Genomic DNA, 26,011 nt, shown 5'->3' with positions numbered 1-26,011 from the left:
TTCACAGTTCCAGCCTTCTAACCGCTTTTAGGAGTAAATCTCAGCTAAAATGTGTATTTTCATTATACTATATTATGAAATAGGAGACAACTCTTTTTCCCTTTTCCGCAAGAGGTATGGCTCTCCGGGAGCCAAAATATGAAGCCGTTCCGGATGTTTCAGTTTTCCATCGGCGGATGCCGGATCCGCGTTAAATGCAGGTTTATCCGGAGCGTCATAGGTTCCATAATGGTAGAGCAGCAGCTCCGCCGGGCAGAGCTCATTGGCCAGGCGAATCGCCGCCTCCGGACCAAAATGATAAGGATCCGTGGAAAGATCGAAAAACATAAGATCCACCTGCTGCATTTGGAGATGCTCCTTTAGCAAAATGCTGTCGCCAGGAATCCAAATCCTTCCATCCGGCGTATCCAGCAAGAAGCCACAACAGTCTTCCGGCCCATAACACCAGTCGAACTCCGGCCGATCTTTCTGCCAACTGTGGGAAGCTCTCGTCAAGGTAATTCGAACCTCTCCTACCGAAAAGAGCTCTCCAATTTTATGGACGAGAATCCGGGATGAATCAATCCCGGATTTCTCAAGCGTCTTCGCAGTAAAATCGGTTCCATGGTACGTCGCTCCGGTGGGAAGCAGCCCCCGGGCGCTGCCCGGCGCCAGATGGTCATAATCTGCATGCGTATATAAAACCGCATCCAGCTTTAAAATTTCCTCCGGCGCAATCGGCGGCGGAACCAAGAAGCGGTACCCTGCCTCGCTTAGTTCGGGGTCCTTTGCATCTCGTCCAATTACCGGATCGATCATCAATAAGGTTCCTCTGGTATTGATCAAAATCCCCCCGGAACCCAACCAGTAAAGAGCGGTGTCTTTCCGATCTGCGAACGCCTCCGGCCCCATCGGCTGTGTCGCCGGCGCGCTCACCTGCTTTCTGACCGTTTTCATGGCTGCCCTCTTACTTTGCCGCATCCAAAGCAGCAAACAGGCTATCTAACCACTCGGAACCAATCTCATCGGCCAACATCTGATAAGAGTTCTTTGCCGATTCCTGAAGGAAAGAAACCACGCTGGAATCTAGTTCCAGGAACTCCATGCCCGACTCTTCCATCAGCACGCGCATTTCCTTCATGTTATTTTGATAAGATTCCACAGACTTTGCTCTCGCCTCCGCCAGCGCTTCGTCAAAGGCCTGCTTATAAGCATCCGGAAGCGCGTTATACTGTTCCAGGTTCATAGAAAAGGTCACAGAAAACAACGTGGTATTGGCGTTCGTATAAAGGTATTTTTGCTGCTCATAAATTCCGCTAAAGTAAATCACTTCCAGAGGATTTTCATGGGCGTCTAAAAGTCCTTGCTGTAAAGCCAGGTATACTTCTCCAAATGCCATCGGCGTGGGAGCTGCGCCTGCTTGCTGCCAAAAATCCATATGATATACATTTTCCATGACACGGATTCTCAGACCCTTTACATCATCGGCGCTCTCTATCTTCTTATTGGTTGCCAGCTGCCGATAAGCGTCGCCGGTAAATACGTCAAGAAGCTTAAAACCTTTCTCCTCAAAGGCGGCGCGCATTTTGTCGCCCCATTCACCGTCAAACACCTTCTGAATGGTTTCCATATCATAACCAGTATAGACCATCGGCATATCCAGAACTGCTGCCTCCGGGACAAACCCCATCATCGGAGCTGCTGTTACCGCAATGATATTCAGTTCCCCAAGCTGTACGGCCTCCGCCGACTCCCGGTCGCTTCCCATGGTCGAATTTGCATGTACTTCTACTTGAATTTTGCCGCCTGTAATCCGCTCCAAAGCTTCTTCAAAGGCTAGACTGTGAACGTTCAAAGATGCTTTATCCGGCGCAGTATTTGCGATATGGATCGTCATTTCCGGAAGATCCGCATAAGGGTCTTCACCTGCTTGGGTCTGCCCATCCGTTCCTGCCTGGGTAGCCGCCTCCGCCTGGGTTTCCGAAGCAGTTGGCGCTTTCGTCGTGTCTGCTGTTCCTGAACCGCCGCAGGCTGTCAGAAGGGCGGCCGATAAAATCGCGGATACCATCCATAAGCTTTTTCTTTTCATTCTTTCTTCTCCTTTGATCTTCTTTTTCTATTTGCTATGCTTATCTCATCCTATTTTGAGAAAGCATAAACGTTCGTTTCTTTCCGTCAGGTTGTCAGATCAACGCCAGGCTAAACCACGGCACAAACGCGATCACCAAGAGGGCCAACGCAAATACCAAAATCAATGGAATCGCCTTCTTTCCCAGAGAAAGGACCGGAATTTTGGCCAGGCCGCTCGTTACAAATAGATTGGTGCCAAAAGGTGGGGTAATCTGGCCGATCGCAAGGTTTACAATTAACATCACGCCAAAATGGACGGGAGAAATGCCAAGCTGCGTCGCCACCGGCACCAAGATCGGCGCCAACACGGCAATTCCGGGGGCCGCGTCCATAAACATTCCCATGATAAAAAACACCAGCAAAATAATTAGGATAAAGGCTGTCTTCGTAGGGAACGTAGCGATAATAAATTCCCCGATCATCTGCGGTGCGTTCAGCATCGTCAATGCCCTGGAAAAAGCGGTAGCCATTGCGATCAAAATAATAATCGGAGCATAGGATTTCACCGCTTCTGTCATCAAGCGCGGAATCGCCTTTATCGAAACCTCCCGATAGACAAACACAGACACAATAATGGAATAAAAAACAGAAATCGTCGCAGCCTCCGTCGGAGTTACAATTCCGGAATAAATCCCTCCCAGAATGATGACGGGAGAAAGGAGAGCCCAAAAGCTTTCCCGAAGTACCCGAAAGATCCCTCTCGCTCTTAACGCTTCATAGTTAGCGCCAATTTTTTCTTTATCCTCCCCGCGTATCCTGCAATAGATTACCGCGTAGACCATCAGAAACAGACCGATCACGATGCCCGGAAGAATCCCGGCAATAAACAAGTCTCCCACCGAAGTATTGCTGACCATACCGTAAAGCACAAAGGGGATACTGGGAGGAATGATCACCCCTAGCCCCGCCGAGGTAGCGACTAAAGCGGCACAAAAGATTTTTTCGTATCCCAATTCGATCAACAGCGGAATCGCCATGGAGCCTACCGCTGCCGCCGTAGCAGGCCCAGATCCGGAGATTGCTCCATAGAACAAACAGGTCAATACTACTGCGCAAGGCAATCCTCCTGTTTTTTTACCCGCCGCCAAGGCAAAGATGTTAAACAATCGTTTGGAAATTCCACCCTTTGCCATGATTGCCCCGGCCAAAATGAACATTGGAATCGCGATTGAGGTGGTATTGTCTGCTCCACCCAGCGTCCAACGGACAAAAGATTCTACCGAATAGGCCGTACTTCCCGTTACAAGCAAGGGGCCCACTACAGAAACCGCCATGCTGGCAATAATCGGCAAGCCAATCAAAAGTCCCGCAAAAAAGAAAATCAAAACTGCACTGATCATAGCGTTTTCTCCTCCGTATTTTTCCCCTGTTCTTTTCGGCCAAAAATTCGAACCACCTGCTGAACGCCTCGAGCAACTGCTAAAGCCAGGCTGACAGGGATCGATAAATATACCAGATACATAGGGATTCTAGCTGCTGAACTAAGCTGTGCAGTCTCATATACATGTTGAAATACCGACAAGGAAGTATAAAAGAGATACATATAGAGAATAACGCAAATTCCTTGTAACAATATTTGAACTCCCTTTTTCGCTTTTCCCCGGAAGAGCTTCTCAAACAGGTCGATTCGAAGTTCTGTGCCCTGAGAAATGCAGTAGCTGATCCCCAAGAAACAGCTCCATATATACAGATAGCGGCAAACCTCTTCCGGCCAAGCCAAGGCATTTCCAAACAAATACCGCATGACCACCTGCAGTAACATAATCGCTGCAATTAATCCCAGAAAAAAGGTTAATAACCATTCTTCCAAGTGCTGATCCAACATTTGTAAAATCTTTTTCATTTGCTTCCTCCTCTATTATTTTTCGGCTTTTCCGCCCATCTCATTCCGCTTTCCCGAATATTCCCTTGCATTCGCTCTCGAAAGTTTAAAATATGCTTCCTCAGTAATGCTAAAGCCGCTTCTTTTCTGCCTTCCCGAACCTGCCCTATGATCTCGCCATGCTCCCGAATCGCTTCCTGATTGTAAAGAGCCAAAGGCTGGTTGACACAGATCATCTGCTTTTCTCGGCAATTCCGATAAAGAAACAGTAAATCCCGGTTCCGATATTGCTCTGGTAAAATCCCATGAAATTCAATGTCAATCTCTCGGCATACTACAAAATCCTGCTGTGCAGCCGCCTGGATTTCTTTTTCATGCAGCAATTCCATCCGCCGTAAAGTGGATTCGTCGATCTCATCAAACATTTGATCCCAAATAAAAAGCTCAACGCACTCGCGTACTTGGAATATTCTGCTGATATCCTTCCACTCAATCTCCCGGACAAAATATCCGCTATTGGGAATCCTTTCCAATAACCCTTCCTGTAACAGCCGCTGCAACGCCTCCCGCACAGGCGAATATCCCATACCAAGTTCTGTTGCAATGCGGCGGCCATTCACATATTTCCCATATGCTCCCTGGATCAAACTATTTTTAATTGCTTCATAGGCGGCCTGACTGTATGTTTGCTTTTCCATTTGCCCATCCTATCTATTTGATCGTCTTTTGATCTACTATTGATTTTTTATTGATCTATTTTTGATCAATCACTGATCATACATTTATTATAAACATATTTTTTACTTTGTCAATCCAAACTTTAAAAAATACTTCGTTTTTTCTCTTTCGGAAAAGGAACACTCCCCCATCCCAGTGCATATACTGGAAAAAAGCGGAAAAATAAATTGAACAAACACTACAAATTTATCAATGTGCCATTACCTTATGACTACGATGCGATGGAGCCTTATATCGATGAAAAAACCATGCATCTGCACCATGACAAGCATCTGCAAACCTATATTGATAACCTGAACCATACGCTCAGCCAATATCCGCAGTTTCAGGATTGGACTCTAGAACAATTGCTGTCAAATATTCCAAGCCTGCCGGAAGAGATTCAAACCTCCGTAAAAAATAATGGCGGCGGCGTCTTCAGCCACCAATTATATTTTGAAAATCTGGCCAACCCCGCTCCACCCCAGCCGGTGGGGATGTTGGGGGAAGCAATTCAAATGGAATTTGGCAACTATTCCACTTTTGAAGATCAATTCAAAGCGGCGGCTCTTTCTGTGTTTGGCTCCGGATATGCCTGGCTTGTCCTAAATGCCGCTGGACAGCTAAAAATTATCACAACCCAAAATCAGGATACCCCCTTGGCGCTGGGCATGTGCCCCATCCTGAATTTGGATGTCTGGGAACATGCGTATTATTTAAAGCATTATAATATGAGAGCAGACTATATCGACGACTGGTTCCATGTTGTCAATTGGGAGAATGCCAACGAACGCTACATGCGCTGCTTCGGGATGGAATCCTAAATTCTTTTCTCATGGGGTTCAGGTATCAACAAAGAAAAAATGCCGCTGGTTTTATTCCAACGGCATTTTTAAACTTTCCAAGATTTTATTAATTTCCTCGGATATCCGTAAATTTCTGCGCGCAATCCAGGCACACGTCAAAGCGCTCTTGAATCCATTTTCGGACGCCTTCTGTTCCGATCACAAAGGCGTTCTCCTCGCCATCCTTGCGGGACTGGTTCTGCTCTGCCAGTTTCAGCAAATCGCAGAGATGTGGATGGGGATTCAGGTACACGTCGCACCCCTTCTCCTTCACATACTCCCATGTCTTTACGCAGGACGTCGCAAACTCCAAAGCCTGCCCGACCGCATGGGTCACGCTGTGAGGATATTCATGGCTTCCAGGATATACGCCGGGGCCAAAAACACCGTAACCGCCAACCATCACAACCCGATGGGGCGTTCCTTTGTCATGAACCTCAAAGGAATAATTCAGGCAGCCAGGCGTGTGGCCAGGGGCCAAAATCACATGAACCGTATGGCCGCCGAACGTCAAATCCTCGCCGTCCTTCAAAATCCGGGTAATGCGGGGAACCCGCAAATCCTCGATATCCAAGTAGTTATCTGGCCCGTTTACCATAAAAACGGCATCCTCGGCGCTCAAAGCCACCTCACAGCCAGTACGCAGGCGAACCTTTTCCGCCCCCATATAGTGATCAAAATGGCCGTGAGTTAAAAACAGCATAAGAATTTTTTCTTTCTCAAGGCCTAGTTTCTTTAAGCCGGGAATCAAAAATTCATCGTCCACATCATATTTATCCATGGCCTCAAAGAGAACCAGCCCCTCGCTGGTCTTTAATACATGGAATCCAACCAGCTTGTTCCCGATGTAGTAATAGTCGTCAAACAGCTTTACTGGCTCCAGCGGCTGGAACATCGTTGGATCAAAGTCATGGTTTGTATTATTTTTCTTGTCCTGGGACATCGTTTACCTCCTAAAAACCTTAGCGGAAGCTGAAATACAGCGGCACCCAGATAATAGAAACAATCGCGGACAGCATAATCAACGGAACGCTGAATTTCAGCATCTCCTTCATGCTGTAACCGCCCAGCTTGTATGCCATCAGGGAACTGGGGGACGCCAGCGGCGTGCTGAAGGACGCCAGGCAAGAACAATCAATGGCGCAGATGATCGGCAGCGCGCTGATGTTGTTCTGCATACAGGCCATAATACAGATCGGCGTCAAAATATTGATCAGGGACATATTGTCCATAAACTGAGTCAGAACCACGCACACAATAAACACAATAGCCACAATCAAAACCATGTTGCCCAAACCGAAAACGCCGGACAGAGCGCTGGCAATCAGGTCTCCCGCGCCGCTGTTGGACAGAGCGGTTACGATAGCCAGCATAAAGGACATCATAAAGATCAAAGACCAGTTTACCGCCTGATACATCTCACGTTCATTCAAAATACCAAGCAGCACACACAGGAAAGCAGCAATCGTAGAAATCTGCGCGTTGGAGATTCCCAGCTGAGCGCTGAAAATCATCGCGGCCAAAGAACCGAAGAAAATTATGTAAGCAGCCGTCTCCTTCCACTTGGGAAGCTGGGATTTTTTCAGCACATCCGGCTTGTGATCCAGGGCCTCTGCATCTCCCAAGGCTCTCTTCGGAAGCAGCTTATATCCAACCAATACGACAAATACCATAAGTACAATCGTTCCGGGAAGACGGGTCAAACACAGATCCCAGAACCCCAACTCTTCCATACTGCCTACATTGGCGGCCATCTGGTTTTTCATTAAATACATGGCTGCCGCACCGCCGATGGGCAAAGCCATCAAGCCTGCCTGAGCGCCGACAGATGCGGGAAGTACCAACAAGGTCGGGGATATACCAATCTCAGCGGCCAGGGCGATCAGCAGAGGCAGCACCGTAATCATAGCGGTAACGCCGCCGATAAACTGGCACAAAATAAAGGGAATAATCATACCGATTACAAGCAGAATCCGAATGCTGTTTCCTTTTGATTTCTTTACCAATCCGGCTATGTTGGCCAGAATGCTTGTTTTCAAAAGGGCGGCAATCACGATCATCATGCCTACCATGACGATGATGTTGCTGCTTACAAAGTTGGCAAACACTTCCGTCATATCAATAACGCCGGCCAGCCACAAAAATACAACGGCTACACCGCAGGCCACGGAAGGAGCAATTTTCCCGGATAACAGGGCAACTGCAACAAATACAAATGCGATTAATGTCAGTATTAATCCTGTATTCATCTTCTCTCTCCTTTACTACTTTTCATAAGTTTTGTGTTTGGGGAAGCTGTCCGCTGCTGCCGGCGATGCGCGATCCGCTTCAAATCACTGGTTACTGTATCAGATTATATATTTTCCATAAGAAAAAGGCAATAATGCAGGTCTCATGGTACTATAACTATTTGGAATAGTCTTGTTCAAAATACGCAAAGATGACATCCAACGCGCGCGTCCAGCCAAGCAGATGGCTTCCGCCCCCCACCGGATGAAAGTCCACCGCGACGCCTCGCTCTCTCAAAAAGGGATACCCCACCTGGCGGGTATATTGTCCGTCAAATATATCTTCCGTCGCCATCAAAAGAAGGATCCGCGTTCCCTTTTCCTTTAACAGCTCCGTATCCAAAAAATCAATGGAGGGCATTCCGCCCGAGCAGACCACTCTCTTAAAATAGCCCTTGGGAAGAATTTTTATCTGCTGGAAAATCCCAAGACACCCACCGGAATTTCCCATCGCGTACAGATGATCCGAATCCAGCGTATACCTTTTCTTGGCGTCCTCGATCTGAAAAAGCACGGATGCCTCCGCCGTATTGCAGTGAGCCATTTGCTCTTTCGTAAGACCGCAGGGATTGACGGAATTAGGCTCTGCCTTCTCCCCGCCAGTCGGCACCTTGGACGCGCCAAAAAATGTATATTTCCGATAGCTGCAAAGGGCTAAAATCACGTAGCCGTATTTTTCCGCATACAGACAAATCTCATTATTTGTATGCTGAAATACATAGTCCGCATTGGCATCCCCGCCGTGAAAACAGACGATTGTCTTCTGGGGCGCGCCAGGACGATAGCTGCAAGGGATATACATCCGGTAGGGTATGATCCTCTCGGCCTCTTCCATCCACACAGAAAAATTCTGCTCCCCGTATACCTTATTATGCAGCCGGTTTTCCAGGGCCCTGCGGGCAAAAGGCGAGGAGAATGCCTCGCAGACAGGCTTTTTTCCTTCCACTGCAAGGATCGCAAACCCATCCTCTTCCTGAACCTCTTTGCCTAGACAGCGTCCTACAACACCGGCCGCTTTCACATAGAGCTGATTCTCGATGAAACAGATTTCATCCTTCTTTAGCTCTCCTGCCTTTTCCTCTTCCAGCGGATGCCGGTAAGTAAACGCAGCCGTCTTGCCCTGCCATTTTATCTCCAGGTAAGGCGCATAGATCCGGCACAGCTCCGACGCGGCCAGATAGACCTCCCCGCAAATCACAGTCGGGGAAAAAGCCGGTTCATAGAGATAGGAATCGAGAAAAAGAGTAACTCTCCCCGGCTCCTTTAAAAAGACGGCATATTGAAAATCGTATCCAAATTCTTGCCCCAGGGGCGCTTTCGGTATTGCCATAAATTCTCCTTTACACTAAGACATTGCAGATTTCTGTATTTCATAAAGCTCGTCTAATCATCCACCAGTTCATTGGACAGTTCCAGGTATGTTCCCTTCCAATAGAGTTCTGTACCTATGCGTGTTTTTCAAAGAACCGGAAAATATCGTCGATCACATCGACCCAGGCGTCCAGGTGATGGCCGCCTCCCACGACCGCCATCTCCACCTCTGCTCCGGCTGCCGTCAGCATATCTCTGGATTCCAAAATATGGTCAAAACCAAAGTCATCCTCCGTGCCTGCCGGATAGATGATAGGCATGCCGTCCAGGGCTTCCAGATGCTCCGGACACATCACTTTTAAGCTTCCGGCTCCGGGAGCCAACGCCCGGAACATGCCGGGGTGTACCGTCGGCAGATAGAAGGTTCCTCCCGCTCCCATGGAATTTCCCATCAGATAAATATGTTTTTCGTCAATGGCATACTCCTTCTTTACCTCTGCTATCGCCTGCATCACAGAGTCGTCTCCCCATTGATAATATTGCTTTTCTTCTTCCGTACCGCATGCTTGGATATGCGGCGGCATATTTCCATAACTGCTGAGAAGCGTGCAAGCATTGGCGCATAAAAGAATGTAATGATACTTTTCGCAGGCCATCTGCAGCTTATGTCCAGCAAAGCGAAATGCATACTTTTCGCCCAGATCGTAGCTTCCTCCATGCAAAAACACCACCATTTTAGCAGGCTCGCCTGGCTGATAGGAAGTCGGTATATATGTAATATAGGGAATAACTTTCTGAGGTCCGTCCATCCAATAGGTACGGTACTGCTCCCCATAACGTTTCCCTCGGCGAATCAAATCGATATAGCGAAGCAAAGCGCCGTCAATCGAACAACCATCATGTTCGCCGACAGCTACAATCATCTCTTCGTCCGATAAGATTCCTCCCGGATTATAGATCCCCTTGGCTTCGGGACTGATGTAGGAGGGCGTCAATTCTCCTGTGGATCGAACGGTTTTCTCAAAGCCCAGGCTCATCAGTTGTCCCACCGGTACGTACAAAAGCCCATTCTCCATTCGGCACTCTGCTGATAAACGCACCGGATTTCCGTTTAAAAACATACGATCGCTGCCTGATTCTACCTGCACGGTTCTATCATTCATCACAAAAACCGCTTTTTCTCCCGAAAGCTGGATCTTCATCTCAGGAGAATAAAGACGCTGCAAGTCCTGGGCCGGAATCAGCAAATCATGACCAGCCGCCAAAGCAGCTCCCGCCATCAGATACTGATATCGGTCCGTCAAAGCAACGTCCCAGTTTGCCGTAAAATGCAGCGTTTCCCGATTATAATAGAAGTTCATCGTTCCTCCCGTCCTTTCCCTTTACGAATGAAAGCCAGCTGCTGCACGCCTCGCGTTCTCGCAGCTGAAACCTATTGCTTCAAACCTTGCGGAGCAGAAGCGTGCCCAAGAGGAAAGCCAGCTGCTGCGCGCTTCGCGCTCTCGCATCTGTCAAAAGTATTCGCATTCCGCCTTATCAGGCTCCTTGCTCATACTTTTTTGCCCGTCCGATGCCCATAAATTCGCTCATGCAAGCATGGCTCATTTATGGCCGCCGTCCGGAGCTTTCCTAGTAAAATTATATCTGCTATCATTTTATCTGGCAATGAACCGTCTTTTATGATACTATAACAAAAGGGAATACTGAAAGGGAGGGTAAATGGATATGGATATGAAACAGTTGGAATACTTCCTGGTCCTATCTGAGCAGGAACACATGTCGAGCAGCGCTGCTTTTATCGGAATCTCCCAGCCTGCGCTCAGCAAAAGTATTGCTAATCTAGAAAAAGAAGTAGGAACGAAACTTTTTGATCGCTATGGAAATGCGATCAAGCTGAATGACTATGGAAAAAACTTCGCGGTCTATGCTAGAAAAGCTCTAGATAACCTACATTCCGGCTTCCGAATTATAAAACAGGCTCAGTATGATACCTGCGGGGAAATCCGCATTGTCTGCCATGCCTTTGCCGATTGTATTACAGACTGTATTTTAGCCTATACAGAACTGAATCCCAAGATAAGAATAACCGTAGGACAATCCCAGGACAAAGATGAAAATTTGACGGAGCAGACCGACTTTGTGCTGGGCACGCAAAGTGAAGCCACGATGCTGAGTAAAAATGAACAAGCCTGGTTTTTCCACCCTCTGTTTGAGGAGCAGCACTGTATTCTCATATCGCCCAGATACCGTCGCTATCCGGAAAATATTTCGGAACTTTCGATGGAAGAACTGAAAGATGATTTCTTTATTGAGATGCCGGATGTAACGATCTTTTACTCTGACATTACCTACAAACTTTGCCGGGCGGCAGGCTATTCCCCAAAAATATTCTGCAGTACGGAAGATTTTATTACCAAAATGCGCTTTGTCGACGCTGGAAAGGCCATCTGCATTCTGCCGGAATGCTGCCTGCGGGTCGCCCGCCAACTATCGCCGGATATCAGGACATTTCATATCAAGAATTATAATACCTCGCGCCAGATCTTTCTGATGCGCCGCAAGGAATCCCTGATGTCGGAAGCAGCCCTTGATTTCTGGAATTTTGTACAGGATTATTTTCCATCTCCTGATTCCACCTCCCCTTGACACAAAGGAGAATTTCCTATTAAAAAAGTGCGATACAACCGGTAAACCGAATGTATCGCACTTTTTCATTATCTCTTACTCTTCAATTTCACTGTGAATCTGCTGCAAGGATTTTACACCGATCTGGCCGTCTCTCTGCACGGCGCGGATTCCGCTGACCGAAGCCGCCGCGGCAGCCATGGTAGTCATATAAGAAATGCGCGCTTTGATCGCCGCTTTCCGAATATAACTATCGTCATGCTCGCCCTCTTTTCCAACCGGCGTATTGATGACCATCTGAATTTCTCCGTTTTTGATGGCATCCAAAATATTCGGCCGGCCCTGGTAAAGCTTTTTGATCTTTTCGGCCGGGATACCCGCCGCCTGAATCATATCGCAGGTGCGGCCGGTGGCCACAATGCGGAAACCTGCCTCATGGAATTCCTTCGCCACCTGGACAGCCTCCTGCTTATCCTTATCGCTGACGCTGATGAGCACCGTACCAGACAGAGGAAGCTTGGTCTGGGTTGCTTCTTCCGCTTTGTAGAAAGCCTCGCCAAAGTTCGGCGCCAATCCCAGTACCTCTCCGGTGGAACGCATCTCCGGCCCTAATACCGGGTCCACCTCCGGGAACATATTGAACGGGAACACCGATTCCTTCACGCCGCAATGTTTGAACTTCTTTTCCTTTAATTCCAGTACCGGCGACGGCTTTCCAGTCAAATCGCCCGTAATAATCTGCGTTGCCAGGCGCACCATCTGAATATTGCAGACCTTAGAAACCAGCGGCACGGTCCGGGATGCGCGGGGATTCGCCTCCAATACAAATACTTTATCGTCTTCAATTGCGTACTGCATATTCATCAGTCCGCAGACGTGCATCTCCTCCGCAATCTTCTTGGTATATTCTTTAATGGTCTTTAAGTTTTCCTCGCTGATATGCTGGGACGGAATCATGCAAGCCGAATCTCCCGAATGGACGCCGGCCAGCTCGATATGCTCCATGACTGCTGGAACAAAGGCATGGGTCCCGTCGGCAATCGCGTCGGCTTCGCATTCCATGGCGTGATGCAGGAACCGGTCGATCAGGATCGGACGATCCGGAGTGACCCCTACTGCCGCCTGCATATAGCCAACCAGGCTTTCCGCATCGTGAACCACTTCCATGCCCCGTCCGCCCAATACATAAGACGGGCGAACCATTACCGGATAGCCGATTCTGTCCGCAATCTCCAAAGCGTCTTCCACAGTCACCGCCATACCAGACTCCGGCATCGGGATCTCCAGGCGATCCATCATCGCACGGAAATGATCGCGGTCTTCCGCCAAATCGATAATCTTCGGCGAAGTTCCTAAGATCTTCACGCCGGCCTTTTCCAGATCCGCAGCTAAGTTTAGAGGGGTCTGGCCGCCAAACTGGGCGATCACGCCGGCAGGCTTCTCTTTCTCATGGATGCTCAGCACATCCTCCAAGGTCAAGGGCTCAAAATACAGCTTATCGGAAGTATCATAATCCGTGGATACTGTCTCCGGATTACAGTTGACAATAATTGTCTCAAAGCCCAGATCCTTTAACGCCAGCGCCGCATGAACGCAGCAGTAGTCAAACTCGATTCCCTGACCAATCCGGTTGGGGCCTCCGCCGAGGATCATGATCTTCTGGCGGTCATTGTTAACCGGGCTCTTGTCCTCTTTCAGATTATAGGTGGAATAGTAGTAAGCGTTGTCTTTAGTACCGCTGACATGAACGCCTTCCCATGCCTCCTTTACGCCGATCGCAAGACGCCGCTCTCGAATTTCCCCTTCGCTCCGTTCCAGAAGCTTCGCCAGGTATTTATCCGCAAAACCGTCCTTCTTAGCCTGGGTCAGCAGTTCGTCGGGAAGCATCTGTCCCTTGTGCTTTAGAATCTCTTCCTCTTCTTCCACCAATTCCTTCATCTGCTCGATGAAATAGTGTTTGATCTTCGTCAGTTCAAACAGCTCGTCGACGGTCGCGCCCTTGCGCAGCGCCTCATACATGATAAACTGACGCTCACTGGTGGGCACCGCCAGCATTTTTAACAGTTCTTCCTTGGTCTTTTCGCGGAAGTCTTTCACAAATCCCAAGCCAGAACGGCCAATCTCCAAGCTGCGGATTGCTTTCTGGAACGCCTCCTTATAGGTTTTCCCGATGCTCATCACTTCGCCGACAGCCCGCATCTGAGTACCCAGCTTATCTTCCACGCCTTTGAATTTTTCAAAAGCCCAGCGGGCAAATTTAATAACAATATAGTCTCCGCCCGGAACATACTGATCCAAAGTTCCATATTTCCCGCACGGAATCTCGTCCAAAGTCAACCCGGCCGCCAGCATCGCGGATACCAGGGCGATCGGGAAACCAGTCGCCTTTGAGGCAAGGGCAGAAGAACGGGAAGTTCTGGGATTGATTTCAATGACAACCACGCGGTCGCTGACCGGATCGTGAGCAAACTGTACGTTCGTTCCGCCAATGACTTGCACCTCATTGACAATCCGATACGCCTGTTCCTGCAAACGTTTCTGAGTCTCCTCAGAAATCGTCAGCATCGGAGCCGAACAGAAAGAATCTCCGGTATGAACACCCAGCGGATCAATATTTTCGATAAAGCAGACGGTAATCATCTGCCCCTTGGCATCGCGAACAACTTCCAGTTCCAGTTCCTCCCAGCCAAGAATCGACTCTTCTACCAGAACCTGCCCCACCAGACTTGCCTGCAAGCCGCGGGTGACGACCGTGGTCAGTTCTTCCTTATTATATACCAATCCGCCGCCGGCGCCGCCCATGGTATAGGCCGGACGGAGCACCACCGGATAACCCAGCTTATCAGCAATCGCCAGCGCATCCTCCACCGTGTAGGCCACTTCGCTGCGAGCCATCTCGATGCCCAGCTTATTCATGGTATTTTTAAACTCGATCCGGTCCTCCCCGCGTTCAATGGCATCTACCTGAACGCCGATGACCTTTACGTTGTATTTGTCCAAAATTCCTTTGCTGTTTAACTCCGAGCAAAGATTCAATCCCGATTGTCCGCCCAGATTCGGCAGCAGCGCGTCCGGTCTCTCCTTTGCAATGATCTGCTCCAACCGCTCTACGTTCAGCGGTTCAATATAAGTCACATCGGCGATTCCCGGATCGGTCATAATCGTGGCCGGATTGGAATTCACCAGAATAATCTGATAGCCCAGGGAGCGCAGCGCTTTACAGGCCTGCGTACCTGAATAGTCAAACTCACACGCCTGTCCAATGATAATCGGGCCCGAGCCGATAATCATGACTTTATGTATGTCTGTTCTCTTTCCCATTGATCTCCCTCCAGAACTGTATTTTTACTCGTCCTATAGTATAGCATCTTCCTTTTTCCTTGTCACTTCTTTTTTTACGCTTTCGACATCTTTTTTTCCTAAGGATTCCGCGCTTTTTCCAGATAATTCAAGCCTTTCAAACCTGAATAGCGATGTTGTCCCGGCGCCGGAAAAGGTAATTGCATTTTTCCGTAAAAATAAGCGAATTCGTGAGAGAATAAAGAATTTCCTATAGAATAAAAAAGGGCCCTTCGATGGAGGGCCCTCGCAAAGCAGATTTCATTTTTTATGATTTTTTGTTTTTCTTCTGGTATTCTTCACTGTTTAAAAAGTCCTGGTACACCTGAGATTTGCTGGCTCCTCCCGCTAATGCGGCGGTCCAGTTCTTTAAGCCGTCCTCGTCCGGCTCTCGCTTAAGAAGATGGAGATAAAGTTCGCGGACAAAATATTTGCGCCCTTCCTCCGAGTTTCCGATTCCTTCATAGACCTCCCGGAAGTTTGCTCCTTCAGCAATCCTATTGACCCAGTCTTTCAAGCCGCCAGTATCCGGATACCGGCCAAGAAGCTCCACATAAAGGTCCTTTACAAATTGTTCTGTATTCACTCCGTCCCAGTCTCCTTTCTGTCCTTGTTCTTCTTCCGGTGAAAGCGGTACCGCCCGGCGGACGCAGATCAGACCGCGATTTCCCGCTGGCACCGGCGATGAGGATGCCTGCCGTTCGCGGCAGTAATCCGCCATATTTTTTCTGGTAGGGCCGACGCCGCTGCCGTGTCCGGAGGTTTCTCCGTTTCCGACATAGGTTTCCACATGGCCCACATATTGATACGGCTTCCGGCTTAAGCTTCTGCCGCGGAAAAACAGTAAATCTCCGACCAGCAATGCGCTTTCATCCGGTACGCCGTCCCGAATTTCTACGTTTACAGTAGTTAGATTGTCGCTTACGATCTGAGCCGCGGTGTCGTCTCCAATATCCACACCAATGGCTGTTTTGTGCGCCCAGTGGGTCAAAGAACTGCAGTCGGACCAGCCGGATGCCACTCGATCGCGTTTTGCGGTCTGGGTATACTTATTTTTCCCTTCCCGGCTGATCACCGCATCGGCAATTTTCTGCCGCTTTTCTTGATTCGTCATAAACTACTCCTTTTTCGTTGGTTCTTGTTATTATATGACCCAAAAGAGAAAGGAGCCACAAAAGCTGCAGCCTTTGGCCACAGCTTTTTCTAAATTTCCAAATATACGACTGTTCTTTACCTGGGATTTACATGAACCATACAGTGTTTTACCATATCAAACTGATTTTCAATCGCTTCATGCACACGTTCGGCGATTTCATGTCCCTCCCGCAAGGTCAGATTTCCATCTGCAGCGATCTCCACATCCACATAATATCTTGTGCCAAAGACCCTCGTTTTTAAAGAATCCACTCCCAGGACCCCCTTTTGTGTCTCAATCACATAGCGCATCCTGGCTTCACTCTCCGGACTGCAGGATTTATCCACCATCTTATCAATGGCGCCATGAAAGACATCTATCGCCACCTTAAAAATGAAAATGCAGATTACCACGCTGGCCACCGAGTCCATAATGGGATACCCCATCCGCGCTCCTGCAATACCCACAAGCGCGCCGACGGATGAAAGCGCATCGGAACGGTGATGCCAAGCGTCCGCCATCAAGGCGTCGGAATGAATTTTTTTGGCCGCTCTCCGGGTATACCAGTACATCCACTCTTTCACCACAATGGACAAAACTGCCGCCGCCAACGCCAAAGCCCCTGGCACTGCCAAATTGCTGTAATCTTTGCTAAGAATCGTAGATAAACCCTTCCAGCCAATCCCGATTCCAGTAGCAAAAAGCGCCACCGCCAGCAAAATAGCAGCTACACATTCCAGACGTTCATGGCCGTAGGGATGATCTTCATCTGCTTTTTTCCTGGACAGTTTAAAACCTAAAATTACAATCAGAGTACTAAACACATCCGAAGCCGAGTGAACGGCGTCGGAAACCATCGCCCCGGAATGAGCCAAAAGGCCAGCCGCCAGCTTTCCCACTGACAGCAGCAGATTGCCAACGATACTCACCGTGGATACCCGCATGGCCAGTTTCATTTCCAGGGAACTCCTATCTGTTCTCTTCTTCATTTGAAAACTCCTTCGGAAACAGGAACACGCCTTCTCCCCAAACGCTCCCGTTTTTGTTCTTTCTATCCTATTCCGAATCGCTGCTCTTGTCAACTATAGACTATACTTTCCTATATAGATTCAGGTGTAAAAGGGCCCCTGTATAAAAAAGCGGCCTTTTTACACCTGAATCCTATATTTGAAAAGAGATGCAGCCTTTGGCCACATCTCTTTTCAAATATAAATATCTCAATGAGACGTCAAAGCCGTCTTAATGATGGCAGCCATGATTGCCGCAGGATCCACCTTCTCCATGCTCATGGTCGTGATGATGACAGGTCGTATTCGGATCAAAATTCAAATCTCCCTGAAGCAGAGCTTCCACCGCAGCGTCTGCACTGCCGCTGACACCAGGATAAAGCTCAATGCCGGCTTCCGCCAACGCCATACGCGCGCCGCCTCCCAGACCGCCGCAGATCAACACGCTTACCCCTTTTTCCGCAAGGAATCCGGCCAAAGCGCCATGTCCGTTTCCTTCGGTTCCGATTACTTCGGAAGATACGACCTTCCCCGCTTCTACTTCATACACTTTAAAAGCTTCCGTGTGTCCAAAATGCTGAAACACCTGTCCCTCTTCGTAGGTCACTGCAATCTTCATTTCTCTTCCTCCTTATTTTGATTCAAATATTCCAGATGGCCGGCCATATGATCCAGCCATTCGCCTTCCACGTCCTCAATCTTACCAGCATCGCAGAGAGCCGCGATCTTCGGCTCCATCGGTAATTTAGCCACATGGCTGATGCCATAGCGGACTGCAATCTCTTCAATATGGCTTTCCCCGAAAATATTGTGCTTTTCCCCGCAGGACGGACATTGGAAATACGACATGTTCTCCACCAGCCCCAATACTGGTATCTTCATCATCTCTGCCATCTTAACAGCCTTTTCCACAATCATAGAAACCAATTCCTGGGGAGACGCTACCACCAGAATCCCATCCACTGGAATCGACTGGAACACCGTCAGCGGCACATCGCCCGTTCCCGGAGGCATATCCACAAACATATAATCGACATCCTTCCAGATCACGTCTGTCCAAAATTGTTTTACTGCGCCGGCAATCATCGGCCCGCGCCAAACGACCGGGTCTGTGTCACTGTCCAAAAGTAAATTCAAAGACATAACGTCGATACCAGTCTTTGTCGGCACGGGAAGCATCCCGGCTGGGCTTGCCATCGCCCGCTCATGAATACCAAATGCCTTTGGAATCGAGGGGCCAGTCACATCCGCATCCAAAATCGCCGCATGATAACCTTTTCTCTGCATCAAAACAGCCATCATCGACGTTACCAAGGATTTTCCTACTCCACCCTTCCCGCTGACGACAGCGATCACATGGTGAATTTTAGACATCTCATGGGGTTTTTCCAGGAAACTCTGCGGTTCTTTCCGCTCGGAACAGTCGCTTCCGCAGGTTTTACAATTATGGCTACAATTTTCACTCATCTTCCAGTTCCTCACTTTTTCTTATTTTGCAGCAAGGGCATGCCCGCCCAGCTCCACATCCTGCCGTTCGGTGTTCACACAGAGCAAACTCCCCGCCGTCGATCCGAAGACGCTTTCCGTTCACCAGGACATCCGCCAGTTTCCTCCGGGCCGTCATATAGATTCCGGTAACCGTCGTACGCGCAATCTCCATCTGCGCCGCGCATTCTTCCTGGGTCAGCCCCTGCCAGTCAATCAAGCGGAGCACCTCATACTCGTCTACGCTCATGACGATGTCGTCTGTCATCTCGCTCTCGCCAATGGGAGCTACGCCTTCAATACTAGGAAGAGAACATACCCGCCGGCACTTCCGGGGTCTTGGCATATAGGCACCTCCATTTCTGACTTATGTCGAATATAGTGTAGCTCAGATTCTGACATATGTCAAGTATTCCCCAAAAACTCTTTTTTCATCCTTTTTTAAACAGAGCAAAGGCGCAGGGGAATGGGAGGGTCCTGCGCCTTAGGAGAAAAAACTATTTGCATATTTATCATAACATTACGTTTCGATGAAGACAAGAGCGCTTGTCGTATTTTAGCGTTTCTTTAACAAGCATTTTGATAAAATATTTCTTACTGATTTTCCATCTGCCCCACGTTCTCTTGCTATTTGTCGCCTTCCGTCGAAAGATGTGGAAATAGATACAGATTTTTCCTTTACTTTTACACATTCATATCCAATTCTGTCCATTACCCTCTTTTTTACCAGTTTTTACCCTATTTTTGTCATATCAAACGCATTAGGAATCAGGAGGAAAACGCTATGAAACAAAAAGAAATCTATCGACTTGTGGTCGGCATCTCCGGTCGTCCAGCTTCCGTGGGCTACCGCCAGCTCACCCGCGCTATTGTTTCAGTTGTTCAGAAAAAAGAATTTCCTATTCGCTGCCTTACCAGTGTCTTATATCCGGAAATTGCAAAGGAAACTGGCAGCACTCCTCAAAATGTCGCTAGAAACATCGCCCGTGCCGTGGAGGATTGTTGGGAACATGGGAACCGAAAAGAACTGGAACGAATTGCGGGCCGCCGTTTAACAGAAAAACCGTCTCCCGGTGAACTAATCTTGTATTTTTACAATTATTGCTTAGAAAATGAATCAGTAGAGAAGTAACAACCAAAAAGCCACGGACAGCGTCATCAAAACGCCTGCCCGTGGTTTTTTCCATATCTTTCAAAAATATTTTCCGCGACGCATTCTGCCGTCTTAACTGTTCTCCTCCGCCATCCGGTAGCCAATACCAATCTCCGTAAAAATATACCGGGGTTCCGCAGGATTTTTTTCAATCTTCCGGCGAATATTGGCCATATTCACCCGCAGAATCCGATTATCTTCCTCCACATACGGCCCCCATACCTGGGTCATGATTGCATCATGGGTCACCACACGCCCCGCATTTTTTGCCAGCAGAGACACCAATTTATATTCTACGGCAGTCAAGTGGATTTCCTGCCCTGCTAAAGTCACAATACGCCTTGCAAAATCAATACATAACTCCCCAACCTGATAGCAGGAACTGGGACCGCCATTGGGCGTCACCAGCTGATTATTGTGACGCAGCGCCGTCCGAATCCTTGCCAGAAGTTCCGACGATCCAAAGGGTTTTGTAATATAGTCGTCCGCACCCAAATCCAAAACCTGAACCTTCTCCCGCTCCTGGGTCCTGGCAGAAATTACGATCACCGGCAGACTAGACCACTCCCGCACCTTTCGAATAATCTCGCTTCCCTCCATATCCGGAAGCCCTAAATCCAACAAGACTAGATCCGGGCAGCGGGAAGTAATGATCGACAAGCCTTCCGCCGCCGTATGGGCAATGCTGATCCGGTAATCTTGTACTTGAAGAGCAGCCTTGATAAAATTGCAGATACTTTTTTCATCTTCAATGATCAGGATGTGTACCTTATTGGACACTGGAATCCGCCTCCTTCCTTCACCTTTTCCCACAAATTGCAGAAAATAGGCTTATCCAAAAAGATTATAAAGCAGAATTCCATCCTCCGCAAGAGGAAATCCCCATCCAATCTTCTCCTTTAAATCCGGCTGCCGCCTTGGCCGTCCTTCTCATAATATTTTACCATATGGCAGACAAACTGTTGAATCAATTTCCGCTTCTTCTCAATCTCTTTCGGTACAACCAACACGGTATTCCGGGATAGCGGTCGGTCCAACCGGATCGCCGTCACATCATACTGGGCGGTCGCCACTCGTTTCGAAAGCAAAGATACGCCAAAGTTTTCTTCCACCAGGCCGAGAATCGTATCCACCTGATCGCATTCAAACGCAATATGCGGCACAATTCCCGCTTGGCGGAAAGAGTCTCGGATCACTGCATTCAAGCTGTAGCTTTGATCCAGTATCACTAATTTTTCCTCCGCCAACGCTGCCCAGGAAACCGATGTCTTACCGGCTAGCGGATGGTTCCTGCTCACAATCAAATGATATTCGTCTTCTACCAAAGTATATCGATCAAAAGCAGCCAGATCATACCCATCGATATTGGAGGTTTCCCCTCCCGCCGATATGATATGAGCGATAAACGCCATATCGATCTTTTTGACAGCCAATAAATTCATTAGGCTCAAAGTATCGCCCTTTTCAATCTCGATCTCTACATCTCCATCTGGGAATTGATTTAAAAAAGAAGCGATTGGCGTGGTCAACCCAACCCGTCCCATATGTTCAATGCTGCCAATATGCAAAATTCCTCCAACCGAATACTTTTTCATCGCATGTTTCATCTGCTCATATTCGTTTAGCATCGTCCGCGCATATTGCTCAAACTCCCGGCCAGCCGGCGTAAGTTCTACTTGTCTCTTACTGCGGTCAAAAAGTTTTACTTTCAGTTCGTCCTCCAATTTACTGATATATTTGGAAAGGGACGATTGGGAAATCGCCTCTTCATAGGAAGCTTCCGTGAAACTTTTGCAATCTACAATTCTGACAAAACATTTCAATTGAAACAGATCCATCCGCCGCTCTCCTCCGTACAATAGAAAGTACCGTTTTCTGTATTATAACATTTGTGTTTGCAAAGACAATATACCCTTCTCTTTCTAATATGGAAACCTCCCTTTCCATATTGGAAACCTTTCTTTCTATTCGCAAATTGGAGAATTACTGCCGGCCATTTTACATTTATTCCTAACAAGAATAAATCCTTCCAATATCGAATTGCTTCCTGTTATCCGTTTTTGCTATAATCATATACAAGAAGTTCAGCTTTCGTTTGCGCAGACGAATTTGGCAACTGATTCATCAAAGAAAGGAAATCTGACTATGAATACAAAGAAATGGATTGCAACCATCATCGGTGTGCTGCTCCTATTCGGAACCCGCTTTCTGCCCCCTATGTTTGGTCTATCTGAACTTGGCATGAGCGTAGCCGGCGTGTTCCTGGGAACCATCGTACTCTGGCTGTTTGTCTCTGTTACCTGGCCCAGCATTCTCTGCATCGTGGCCCTGATTACCACCCCTCTTTATACCTATTCCGCCGGCTTACAGGCTTCCATGGGTAACTGGGTCGTATCCTTCGTTCTCTTTAGTTCCATGCTAAGCTTTGGGCTGGGACAAACCGGTTTCACCAAACGTGCCGCCGTATGGTTTGTCACCCGCCCCTTTACGAAGAAGAATCCGTGGATGTTTTTGGCGCTGCTGTTTTTAGCTCCGCTGGTTATCGGCTCCTTTATGTCTCCGATTCCAGCATTCATGGTATTTGTGCCGATTGCGGAACAAATTTTTGCAGAACTCGGCTACGAAAAAGGAGACCGCTTCCCACAGGTTGTGATTCTGGGCCTTTTGTTCTTTGCTTCCCTGTCCACCATCACTACCCCCATTGCACACACCGTGCCGATTCTGTCCATGTCCCTGTATGAACAGGATATGACCATGCCGATCGACTTTGTGAAGTATACGATCTTTGGCATTGTTTCAGCCGCCGTTATCTTCATCCTTTCTATGCTGCTGGTAAAATACGTATTCCGCCCCGATATGGACCGTCTGAAAAGCCTGGATTCCGATGTATTAAAGAAGGGCGTAGCTCCGATGCAGCTAGATGAAAAGCTGACCTTGATTGTGTTCGGCGTTGTGGTAGCCATGTGGATGCTGCCTGGTATCATCAAACCCGTGCTTCCTGGCGTAGCCGCCGCTATCTCCAGCCTGGGTACGCCCGTTCCGCCGATGATCGGTACGGTCGTTCTTTGCCTGATCTGCATCAAGGGCAAGCCCCTGATGGAGTTCGGCCAGTCGATTGCCAAGGTTCCGTGGGGCGCTGTGATGATGGTTGCCGCTACTAGTATTTTAGGCAATGCTCTGACCAACGAAGATGTTGGCCTGACCGCGGTTGTGGTAGATGCTTTGACTCCTATTATCAGCAATATGTCCCCTGCATTTTTTGTATTTATTGTTTGCTTCTTTACTCTGTTGATTACCAACTTTGCTTCCAACACGGTTACCGTTACCTTGCTTTACAGCATCTCTCTACCGCTGGTCTACGGCGGCGCAATCGCGGGAGTAAATCCTGCCGCCCTGACTTGTATCATCGGCGCGGGCGCCAGCGTAGCTTTGGCTACTCCGCCCTCCACCGCCCACGCAGCAATTGCCGCCGGTACTGGTTGGTTAAAAACAGATTTTATGTTAAAATATGGATTATTACTTTCCCTCCTGTGCGTTCTGGTACTCTCTTTTGTGGGATATCCCATTGCCGCAGCTTTGATGTAATTGCTACCATTTGAAATGAGGTTTTCGATGAAACAATACGATGTAATTGTTGTAGGCGGCGGCACGGCTGGTTTTGCCGCCGCCGTCACCGCGGCAAAGGCCGGAAAAAACACCCTGCTCATTGAAGAAAACGCCTATCTCGGCGGTACCGCCACCGGAGCGCAGATCAGTCAGTTCATGGGGTTCGCCAACGACGAGACCGAGGAAAGTCTGCGCGGACTGGTAAAAGAACTGCTCAGCCGTCTCAAAGCGGCGAAAGGCAGCCAGGGAATGAGCCACATCTATCTTTCCGGCGATAAAAATCTCGATGTTTCCGTCATTCCTTACCAACCGGATATCTTAAAGGATATCATGGATGATATGGTATCGGAAGCGGGCGTCGATATTCTGCTTCACACCCGCGTGATTGGCGCCCAAATGACCGACGGCAAAATCAGCAGCCTGACCATTCACAATGTGGAAGGAGTTCAATCAATCACAGGACGTATCGTGATTGACGCTACCTTCCACGGTTCCGTAGCCGTCGCCTGCGGCTGCCAGTGGAAAATGGGCGATGAAGACGGCGTACTGCAGCCTGGCACGTTAATTTATCAGATCGCCGGAGTAGACGCCGAACGTTATGCCAAGGTAACACAGTCCGAAAAAACTGCCCTGGCAAAAAAGGGACTGGAACAGGGCTGCCTTTACGTGAATAATTTGCTTGCTCGTCCGCTGCCAAACGGCGTTTTCCAATCCAATATGAGCCGCGTCAAGATTAATCCTCTGGATACCTTGGCCTGGAGCAAAGCAGAGATGGAAGCTAGGCGGCAAGTACGCAAGATCAGCCGTTTCTTCATTGAAAATGTTCCCGGATTTGAACACGCCTACTTAGTCACCACCGGTGATTTTACTGGTCTGCGCGACAGCCGCCGCATCATGGGCCAGTATGTGCTCAGCAACGAAGACGTACTGGAAGGCCATGAATTCCCGGACGCAGTTGCCAAGAGTTCCTATCCCATTGACATTCACGATGCCAACGGCGTCGGCAGCCATGTCGTAAAGCCGAAAACAGGCGTTTTCTACGTCCCCTACCGGGCCATGATCGTAAAGGAAGCGTCCAACCTAGTTCTGGCCGGACGCTGCATCTCTGCCGAACATGAAGCGCATGCCTGCATTCGCGTGATGATTACCTGTATGCGCCTTGGTGAGGCCGCCGCTATGGCCGCCGCCGAAAGCTTAAACCGCGGCTGCGAGGTCAACACGCTTGATGGAAGCATTTTGAAAGAACAGCTGCTGGGATAATTTTGGGAAAAAAGAAAACCTGCTATGCAAAAGGTTCCTTCGATTGCATAGCAGGTTTTTCCTTATTCTTCTTCCTTCTCCCTTGTTTCTCTCTTTACAAACTGATAAAACGCTTTAATATGCGGCGGAATTTCCTTTTGATTTAAAATCACCATCTGCGTATCCCGCACCAGCGGATCGTTCATGGGAATCAGACGGATATTTTCATTCTCCTCAATTACCAAGGTGGATAAAATCGATACGCCCAAATTCTGAGCCACCATATATTGGACGGAGCGTGTAGAATTGCAGTACATAGACACGGCAAAGGGTACCTGATGCTTTTCAAATGCCCGCCGGATGGCTTTGTGGTATACGTCCATGGTCCGCTCTGTGGTGATCAACGCTTCCTTTTCCAAGTCTTTATAATCGACCCGCTCCCGTTTTGCCAGCGGGTGATCTTTATGCGCCACCAGATAGTAATCATCCTGATAGCAGGAAAAAGAGCAGTATTCTGGATCCTTAGAAAAATTATTGGGCGGTTCATTTTTCAAGTACATACTGGAAGCAAAAACAACGTCCAGCTTATGCGCCCGCAAATCCTGCATCAGTGGCGTAGTCATGCCCTCCCGCATATCCACCTCAATCCCCGGATACAGACGGACAAAACGAGCGATCAGCGGATCCAGACGATTGTTGCGTCCAAAGGTAATGCTGCCAATACGAAGCTGGCCATACGTTCTCTTGCGGTCTTTTTTCGCTTCCTCCAGGATCCTTTCATAACACGCCAGAATTTCCTCCGCTTGCTTGACAAACTCCTGGCCAAAAGGAGTAAGAGCAACCCGGCGGGTCGTTCTGGCAAAAATTTTCACTCCCAGCTCATCTTCCAGACGCTGAATACTCTTAGAAACAGAGGACTGAGAATGATTCAACTGAAAAGAAGCATCCAAAAATGTACCGCATTGTTCTACTGCCAATACACAGCGCAACTGTTCGATATCCATAGAAAGACTGCCTTTCTTCTCTGTTACAGGGCATAAAACAAAAAATTTCGCTTTGCTGTCCTGACCGTGTGTGCCCTTGTCGACGGAATACTGTTAGTATAACACGATCCGACATGTTCTACCAGACTTATTTCCCAGTGGAAAACCCGGTTATTCCATTTTATTTTTAAAAGTAATGCTACCTTCAATTGACAAGAGCATACACGCCTCATAGCGGGATAATTTGGGCATCTTCTGTGTTATCTTCCATCGGCGTACGTCCAGTACGCCTCTGTCAGATGCCTGGACGATGCCCAAATTCTCTCCGCTTGAGGTCGCAGAGTTAG

General features: G+C 48.5%; 23 protein-coding genes. 5 read left to right on the top strand and 18 right to left on the bottom strand.

Annotation, left to right across the window (positions count from 1 at the left end; all coding sequences use genetic code 11):
* Positions 1-72: 72 nt before the first annotated feature.
* From ACCC71_RS02160 to ACCC71_RS02140, 5 genes are all read right to left on the bottom strand, one after another.
* On the bottom strand, positions 73-936 hold the full coding sequence (locus ACCC71_RS02160; protein WP_434310803.1) for an MBL fold metallo-hydrolase: 864 nt from the start codon (positions 934-936) through the stop codon (positions 73-75).
* Between the two features lie 10 nt (positions 937-946).
* Positions 947-2,068, bottom strand: a complete 1,122-nt coding sequence (locus tag ACCC71_RS02155) for a TRAP transporter substrate-binding protein (RefSeq protein ID WP_434310802.1) — start codon at positions 2,066-2,068, stop codon at positions 947-949.
* 94 nt (positions 2,069-2,162) lie between these two features.
* Positions 2,163-3,446 (bottom strand): TRAP transporter large permease, encoded by a 1,284-nt coding sequence (locus ACCC71_RS02150; RefSeq protein ID WP_434311793.1) that lies wholly within the window; start codon positions 3,444-3,446, stop codon positions 2,163-2,165.
* Positions 3,446-3,952: a TRAP transporter small permease gene (locus tag ACCC71_RS02145; protein ID WP_434310801.1), complete on the bottom strand. Its 507-nt coding sequence runs from the start codon at positions 3,950-3,952 to the stop codon at positions 3,446-3,448. Before ACCC71_RS02145 ends, ACCC71_RS02150 begins: the two co-directional genes overlap by 1 nt.
* Positions 3,949-4,629 (bottom strand): GntR family transcriptional regulator, encoded by a 681-nt coding sequence (locus ACCC71_RS02140; protein WP_434310800.1) that lies wholly within the window; start codon positions 4,627-4,629, stop codon positions 3,949-3,951. The genes ACCC71_RS02145 and ACCC71_RS02140 overlap by 4 nt, the downstream gene beginning before the upstream one ends.
* Positions 4,630-4,836: 207 nt before the next feature.
* On the opposite strand from ACCC71_RS02140, the gene ACCC71_RS02135 reads away from it, so the two are divergent.
* Positions 4,837-5,472 (top strand): superoxide dismutase, encoded by a 636-nt coding sequence (locus ACCC71_RS02135; RefSeq protein ID WP_434310799.1) that lies wholly within the window; start codon positions 4,837-4,839, stop codon positions 5,470-5,472.
* Positions 5,473-5,560: 88 nt separating this feature from the next.
* On the opposite strand, the gene ACCC71_RS02130 is transcribed toward ACCC71_RS02135, so the two are convergent.
* The 4 genes from ACCC71_RS02130 to ACCC71_RS02115 all read right to left on the bottom strand — a co-directional run bounded on the left by ACCC71_RS02130 (position 5,561) and on the right by ACCC71_RS02115 (position 10,453).
* Positions 5,561-6,436, bottom strand: a complete 876-nt coding sequence (locus ACCC71_RS02130; protein WP_434310798.1) for an MBL fold metallo-hydrolase — start codon at positions 6,434-6,436, stop codon at positions 5,561-5,563.
* A 19-nt stretch (positions 6,437-6,455) separates the two neighbouring features.
* Complete coding sequence (locus ACCC71_RS02125; protein WP_434310797.1) at positions 6,456-7,742, bottom strand: SLC13 family permease; 1,287 nt, start codon at positions 7,740-7,742, stop codon at positions 6,456-6,458.
* A gap of 157 nt (positions 7,743-7,899) precedes the next feature.
* On the bottom strand, positions 7,900-9,111 hold the full coding sequence (locus ACCC71_RS02120; RefSeq protein WP_434310796.1) for a hypothetical protein: 1,212 nt from the start codon (positions 9,109-9,111) through the stop codon (positions 7,900-7,902).
* A gap of 115 nt (positions 9,112-9,226) precedes the next feature.
* Positions 9,227-10,453, bottom strand: a complete 1,227-nt coding sequence (locus ACCC71_RS02115) for a hypothetical protein (RefSeq protein WP_434310795.1) — start codon at positions 10,451-10,453, stop codon at positions 9,227-9,229.
* A gap of 358 nt (positions 10,454-10,811) precedes the next feature.
* On the opposite strand from ACCC71_RS02115, the gene ACCC71_RS02110 reads away from it, so the two are divergent.
* Complete coding sequence (locus tag ACCC71_RS02110; protein WP_434310794.1) at positions 10,812-11,738, top strand: LysR family transcriptional regulator; 927 nt, start codon at positions 10,812-10,814, stop codon at positions 11,736-11,738.
* Between the two features lie 75 nt (positions 11,739-11,813).
* On the opposite strand, the gene carB is transcribed toward ACCC71_RS02110, so the two are convergent.
* The 6 genes from carB to ACCC71_RS02080 form a co-directional block, all read right to left on the bottom strand.
* The gene (gene carB, locus ACCC71_RS02105) at positions 11,814-15,038 is read right to left on the bottom strand and encodes a carbamoyl-phosphate synthase large subunit (RefSeq protein ID WP_434310793.1); all 3,225 of its coding nucleotides are present in this window, start codon (positions 15,036-15,038) and stop codon (positions 11,814-11,816) included.
* A 286-nt stretch (positions 15,039-15,324) separates the two neighbouring features.
* Positions 15,325-16,170 (bottom strand): DUF4214 domain-containing protein, encoded by an 846-nt coding sequence (locus ACCC71_RS02100; protein ID WP_434310792.1) that lies wholly within the window; start codon positions 16,168-16,170, stop codon positions 15,325-15,327.
* A 116-nt stretch (positions 16,171-16,286) separates the two neighbouring features.
* Positions 16,287-17,180, bottom strand: a complete 894-nt coding sequence (locus tag ACCC71_RS02095; protein WP_434310791.1) for a cation diffusion facilitator family transporter — start codon at positions 17,178-17,180, stop codon at positions 16,287-16,289.
* A gap of 250 nt (positions 17,181-17,430) precedes the next feature.
* Positions 17,431-17,817, bottom strand: a complete 387-nt coding sequence (locus ACCC71_RS02090; protein ID WP_434310790.1) for a NifB/NifX family molybdenum-iron cluster-binding protein — start codon at positions 17,815-17,817, stop codon at positions 17,431-17,433.
* On the bottom strand, positions 17,814-18,665 hold the full coding sequence (locus ACCC71_RS02085) for a P-loop NTPase (RefSeq protein WP_434310789.1): 852 nt from the start codon (positions 18,663-18,665) through the stop codon (positions 17,814-17,816). Before ACCC71_RS02085 ends, ACCC71_RS02090 begins: the two co-directional genes overlap by 4 nt.
* Complete coding sequence (locus tag ACCC71_RS02080; protein WP_434310788.1) at positions 18,658-19,029, bottom strand: DUF134 domain-containing protein; 372 nt, start codon at positions 19,027-19,029, stop codon at positions 18,658-18,660. The genes ACCC71_RS02085 and ACCC71_RS02080 overlap by 8 nt, the downstream gene beginning before the upstream one ends.
* Before the next feature lie 438 nt (positions 19,030-19,467).
* Between ACCC71_RS02080 and ACCC71_RS02075 the strand changes: the two genes are divergently transcribed.
* Entirely contained in the window at positions 19,468-19,815 is a 348-nt protein-coding gene (locus ACCC71_RS02075) for a sporulation initiation factor Spo0A C-terminal domain-containing protein (protein ID WP_434310787.1), read from the top strand.
* A 93-nt stretch (positions 19,816-19,908) separates the two neighbouring features.
* Here the strand turns inward: ACCC71_RS02075 and ACCC71_RS02070 are convergent, their stop codons facing one another.
* The gene (locus ACCC71_RS02070; RefSeq protein WP_434310786.1) at positions 19,909-20,616 is read right to left on the bottom strand and encodes a response regulator; all 708 of its coding nucleotides are present in this window, start codon (positions 20,614-20,616) and stop codon (positions 19,909-19,911) included.
* 119 nt (positions 20,617-20,735) lie between these two features.
* A complete protein-coding gene (locus ACCC71_RS02065; RefSeq protein ID WP_434310785.1) occupies positions 20,736-21,674 on the bottom strand; it encodes a LysR family transcriptional regulator in 939 nt (312 codons plus the stop codon).
* Positions 21,675-21,981: 307 nt separating this feature from the next.
* Here ACCC71_RS02065 and ACCC71_RS02060 point away from each other — a divergent pair, with 307 nt between their 5' ends.
* The gene (locus ACCC71_RS02060; RefSeq protein WP_434310784.1) at positions 21,982-23,421 is read left to right on the top strand and encodes an SLC13 family permease; all 1,440 of its coding nucleotides are present in this window, start codon (positions 21,982-21,984) and stop codon (positions 23,419-23,421) included.
* Positions 23,422-23,448: 27 nt separating this feature from the next.
* Positions 23,449-24,702, top strand: a complete 1,254-nt coding sequence (locus ACCC71_RS02055; RefSeq protein WP_434310783.1) for an FAD-dependent oxidoreductase — start codon at positions 23,449-23,451, stop codon at positions 24,700-24,702.
* A 62-nt stretch (positions 24,703-24,764) separates the two neighbouring features.
* Here the strand turns inward: ACCC71_RS02055 and ACCC71_RS02050 are convergent, their stop codons facing one another.
* Entirely contained in the window at positions 24,765-25,685 is a 921-nt protein-coding gene (locus tag ACCC71_RS02050) for a LysR family transcriptional regulator (RefSeq protein ID WP_434310782.1), read from the bottom strand.
* Positions 25,686-26,011 lie beyond the last annotated feature (326 nt).

The organism is Hominifimenecus sp. rT4P-3, from assembly GCF_051055405.1.
Classification (GTDB): domain Bacteria; phylum Bacillota; class Clostridia; order Lachnospirales; family Lachnospiraceae; genus Pseudolachnospira.
Note: the sequence above shows the minus strand (reverse complement) of the source record. Positions and strands in the feature narration are given on the sequence as shown.

Coding starts and splice junctions, on each gene's coding strand:
- ACCC71_RS02145 (WP_434310801.1), bottom strand. CDS start 3,952: ATGAAAAAGATTTTACAAATGTTGGATCAGCACTTGGAAGAATGGTTA.
- ACCC71_RS02065 (WP_434310785.1), bottom strand. CDS start 21,674: ATGGATCTGTTTCAATTGAAATGTTTTGTCAGAATTGTAGATTGCAAA.
- ACCC71_RS02055 (WP_434310783.1), top strand. CDS start 23,449: ATGAAACAATACGATGTAATTGTTGTAGGCGGCGGCACGGCTGGTTTT.
- ACCC71_RS02080 (WP_434310788.1), bottom strand. CDS start 19,029: ATGCCAAGACCCCGGAAGTGCCGGCGGGTATGTTCTCTTCCTAGTATT.
- ACCC71_RS02125 (WP_434310797.1), bottom strand. CDS start 7,742: ATGAATACAGGATTAATACTGACATTAATCGCATTTGTATTTGTTGCA.
- ACCC71_RS02085 (WP_434310789.1), bottom strand. CDS start 18,665: ATGAGTGAAAATTGTAGCCATAATTGTAAAACCTGCGGAAGCGACTGT.
- ACCC71_RS02140 (WP_434310800.1), bottom strand. CDS start 4,629: ATGGAAAAGCAAACATACAGTCAGGCCGCCTATGAAGCAATTAAAAAT.
- ACCC71_RS02120 (WP_434310796.1), bottom strand. CDS start 9,111: ATGGCAATACCGAAAGCGCCCCTGGGGCAAGAATTTGGATACGATTTT.
- ACCC71_RS02050 (WP_434310782.1), bottom strand. CDS start 25,685: ATGGATATCGAACAGTTGCGCTGTGTATTGGCAGTAGAACAATGCGGT.
- ACCC71_RS02075 (WP_434310787.1), top strand. CDS start 19,468: ATGAAACAAAAAGAAATCTATCGACTTGTGGTCGGCATCTCCGGTCGT.
- carB (WP_434310793.1), bottom strand. CDS start 15,038: ATGGGAAAGAGAACAGACATACATAAAGTCATGATTATCGGCTCGGGC.
- ACCC71_RS02130 (WP_434310798.1), bottom strand. CDS start 6,436: ATGTCCCAGGACAAGAAAAATAATACAAACCATGACTTTGATCCAACG.
- ACCC71_RS02095 (WP_434310791.1), bottom strand. CDS start 17,180: ATGAAGAAGAGAACAGATAGGAGTTCCCTGGAAATGAAACTGGCCATG.
- ACCC71_RS02110 (WP_434310794.1), top strand. CDS start 10,812: ATGGATATGGATATGAAACAGTTGGAATACTTCCTGGTCCTATCTGAG.
- ACCC71_RS02100 (WP_434310792.1), bottom strand. CDS start 16,170: ATGACGAATCAAGAAAAGCGGCAGAAAATTGCCGATGCGGTGATCAGC.
- ACCC71_RS02160 (WP_434310803.1), bottom strand. CDS start 936: ATGAAAACGGTCAGAAAGCAGGTGAGCGCGCCGGCGACACAGCCGATG.
- ACCC71_RS02060 (WP_434310784.1), top strand. CDS start 21,982: ATGAATACAAAGAAATGGATTGCAACCATCATCGGTGTGCTGCTCCTA.
- ACCC71_RS02090 (WP_434310790.1), bottom strand. CDS start 17,817: ATGAAGATTGCAGTGACCTACGAAGAGGGACAGGTGTTTCAGCATTTT.
- ACCC71_RS02155 (WP_434310802.1), bottom strand. CDS start 2,068: ATGAAAAGAAAAAGCTTATGGATGGTATCCGCGATTTTATCGGCCGCC.
- ACCC71_RS02115 (WP_434310795.1), bottom strand. CDS start 10,453: ATGAACTTCTATTATAATCGGGAAACGCTGCATTTTACGGCAAACTGG.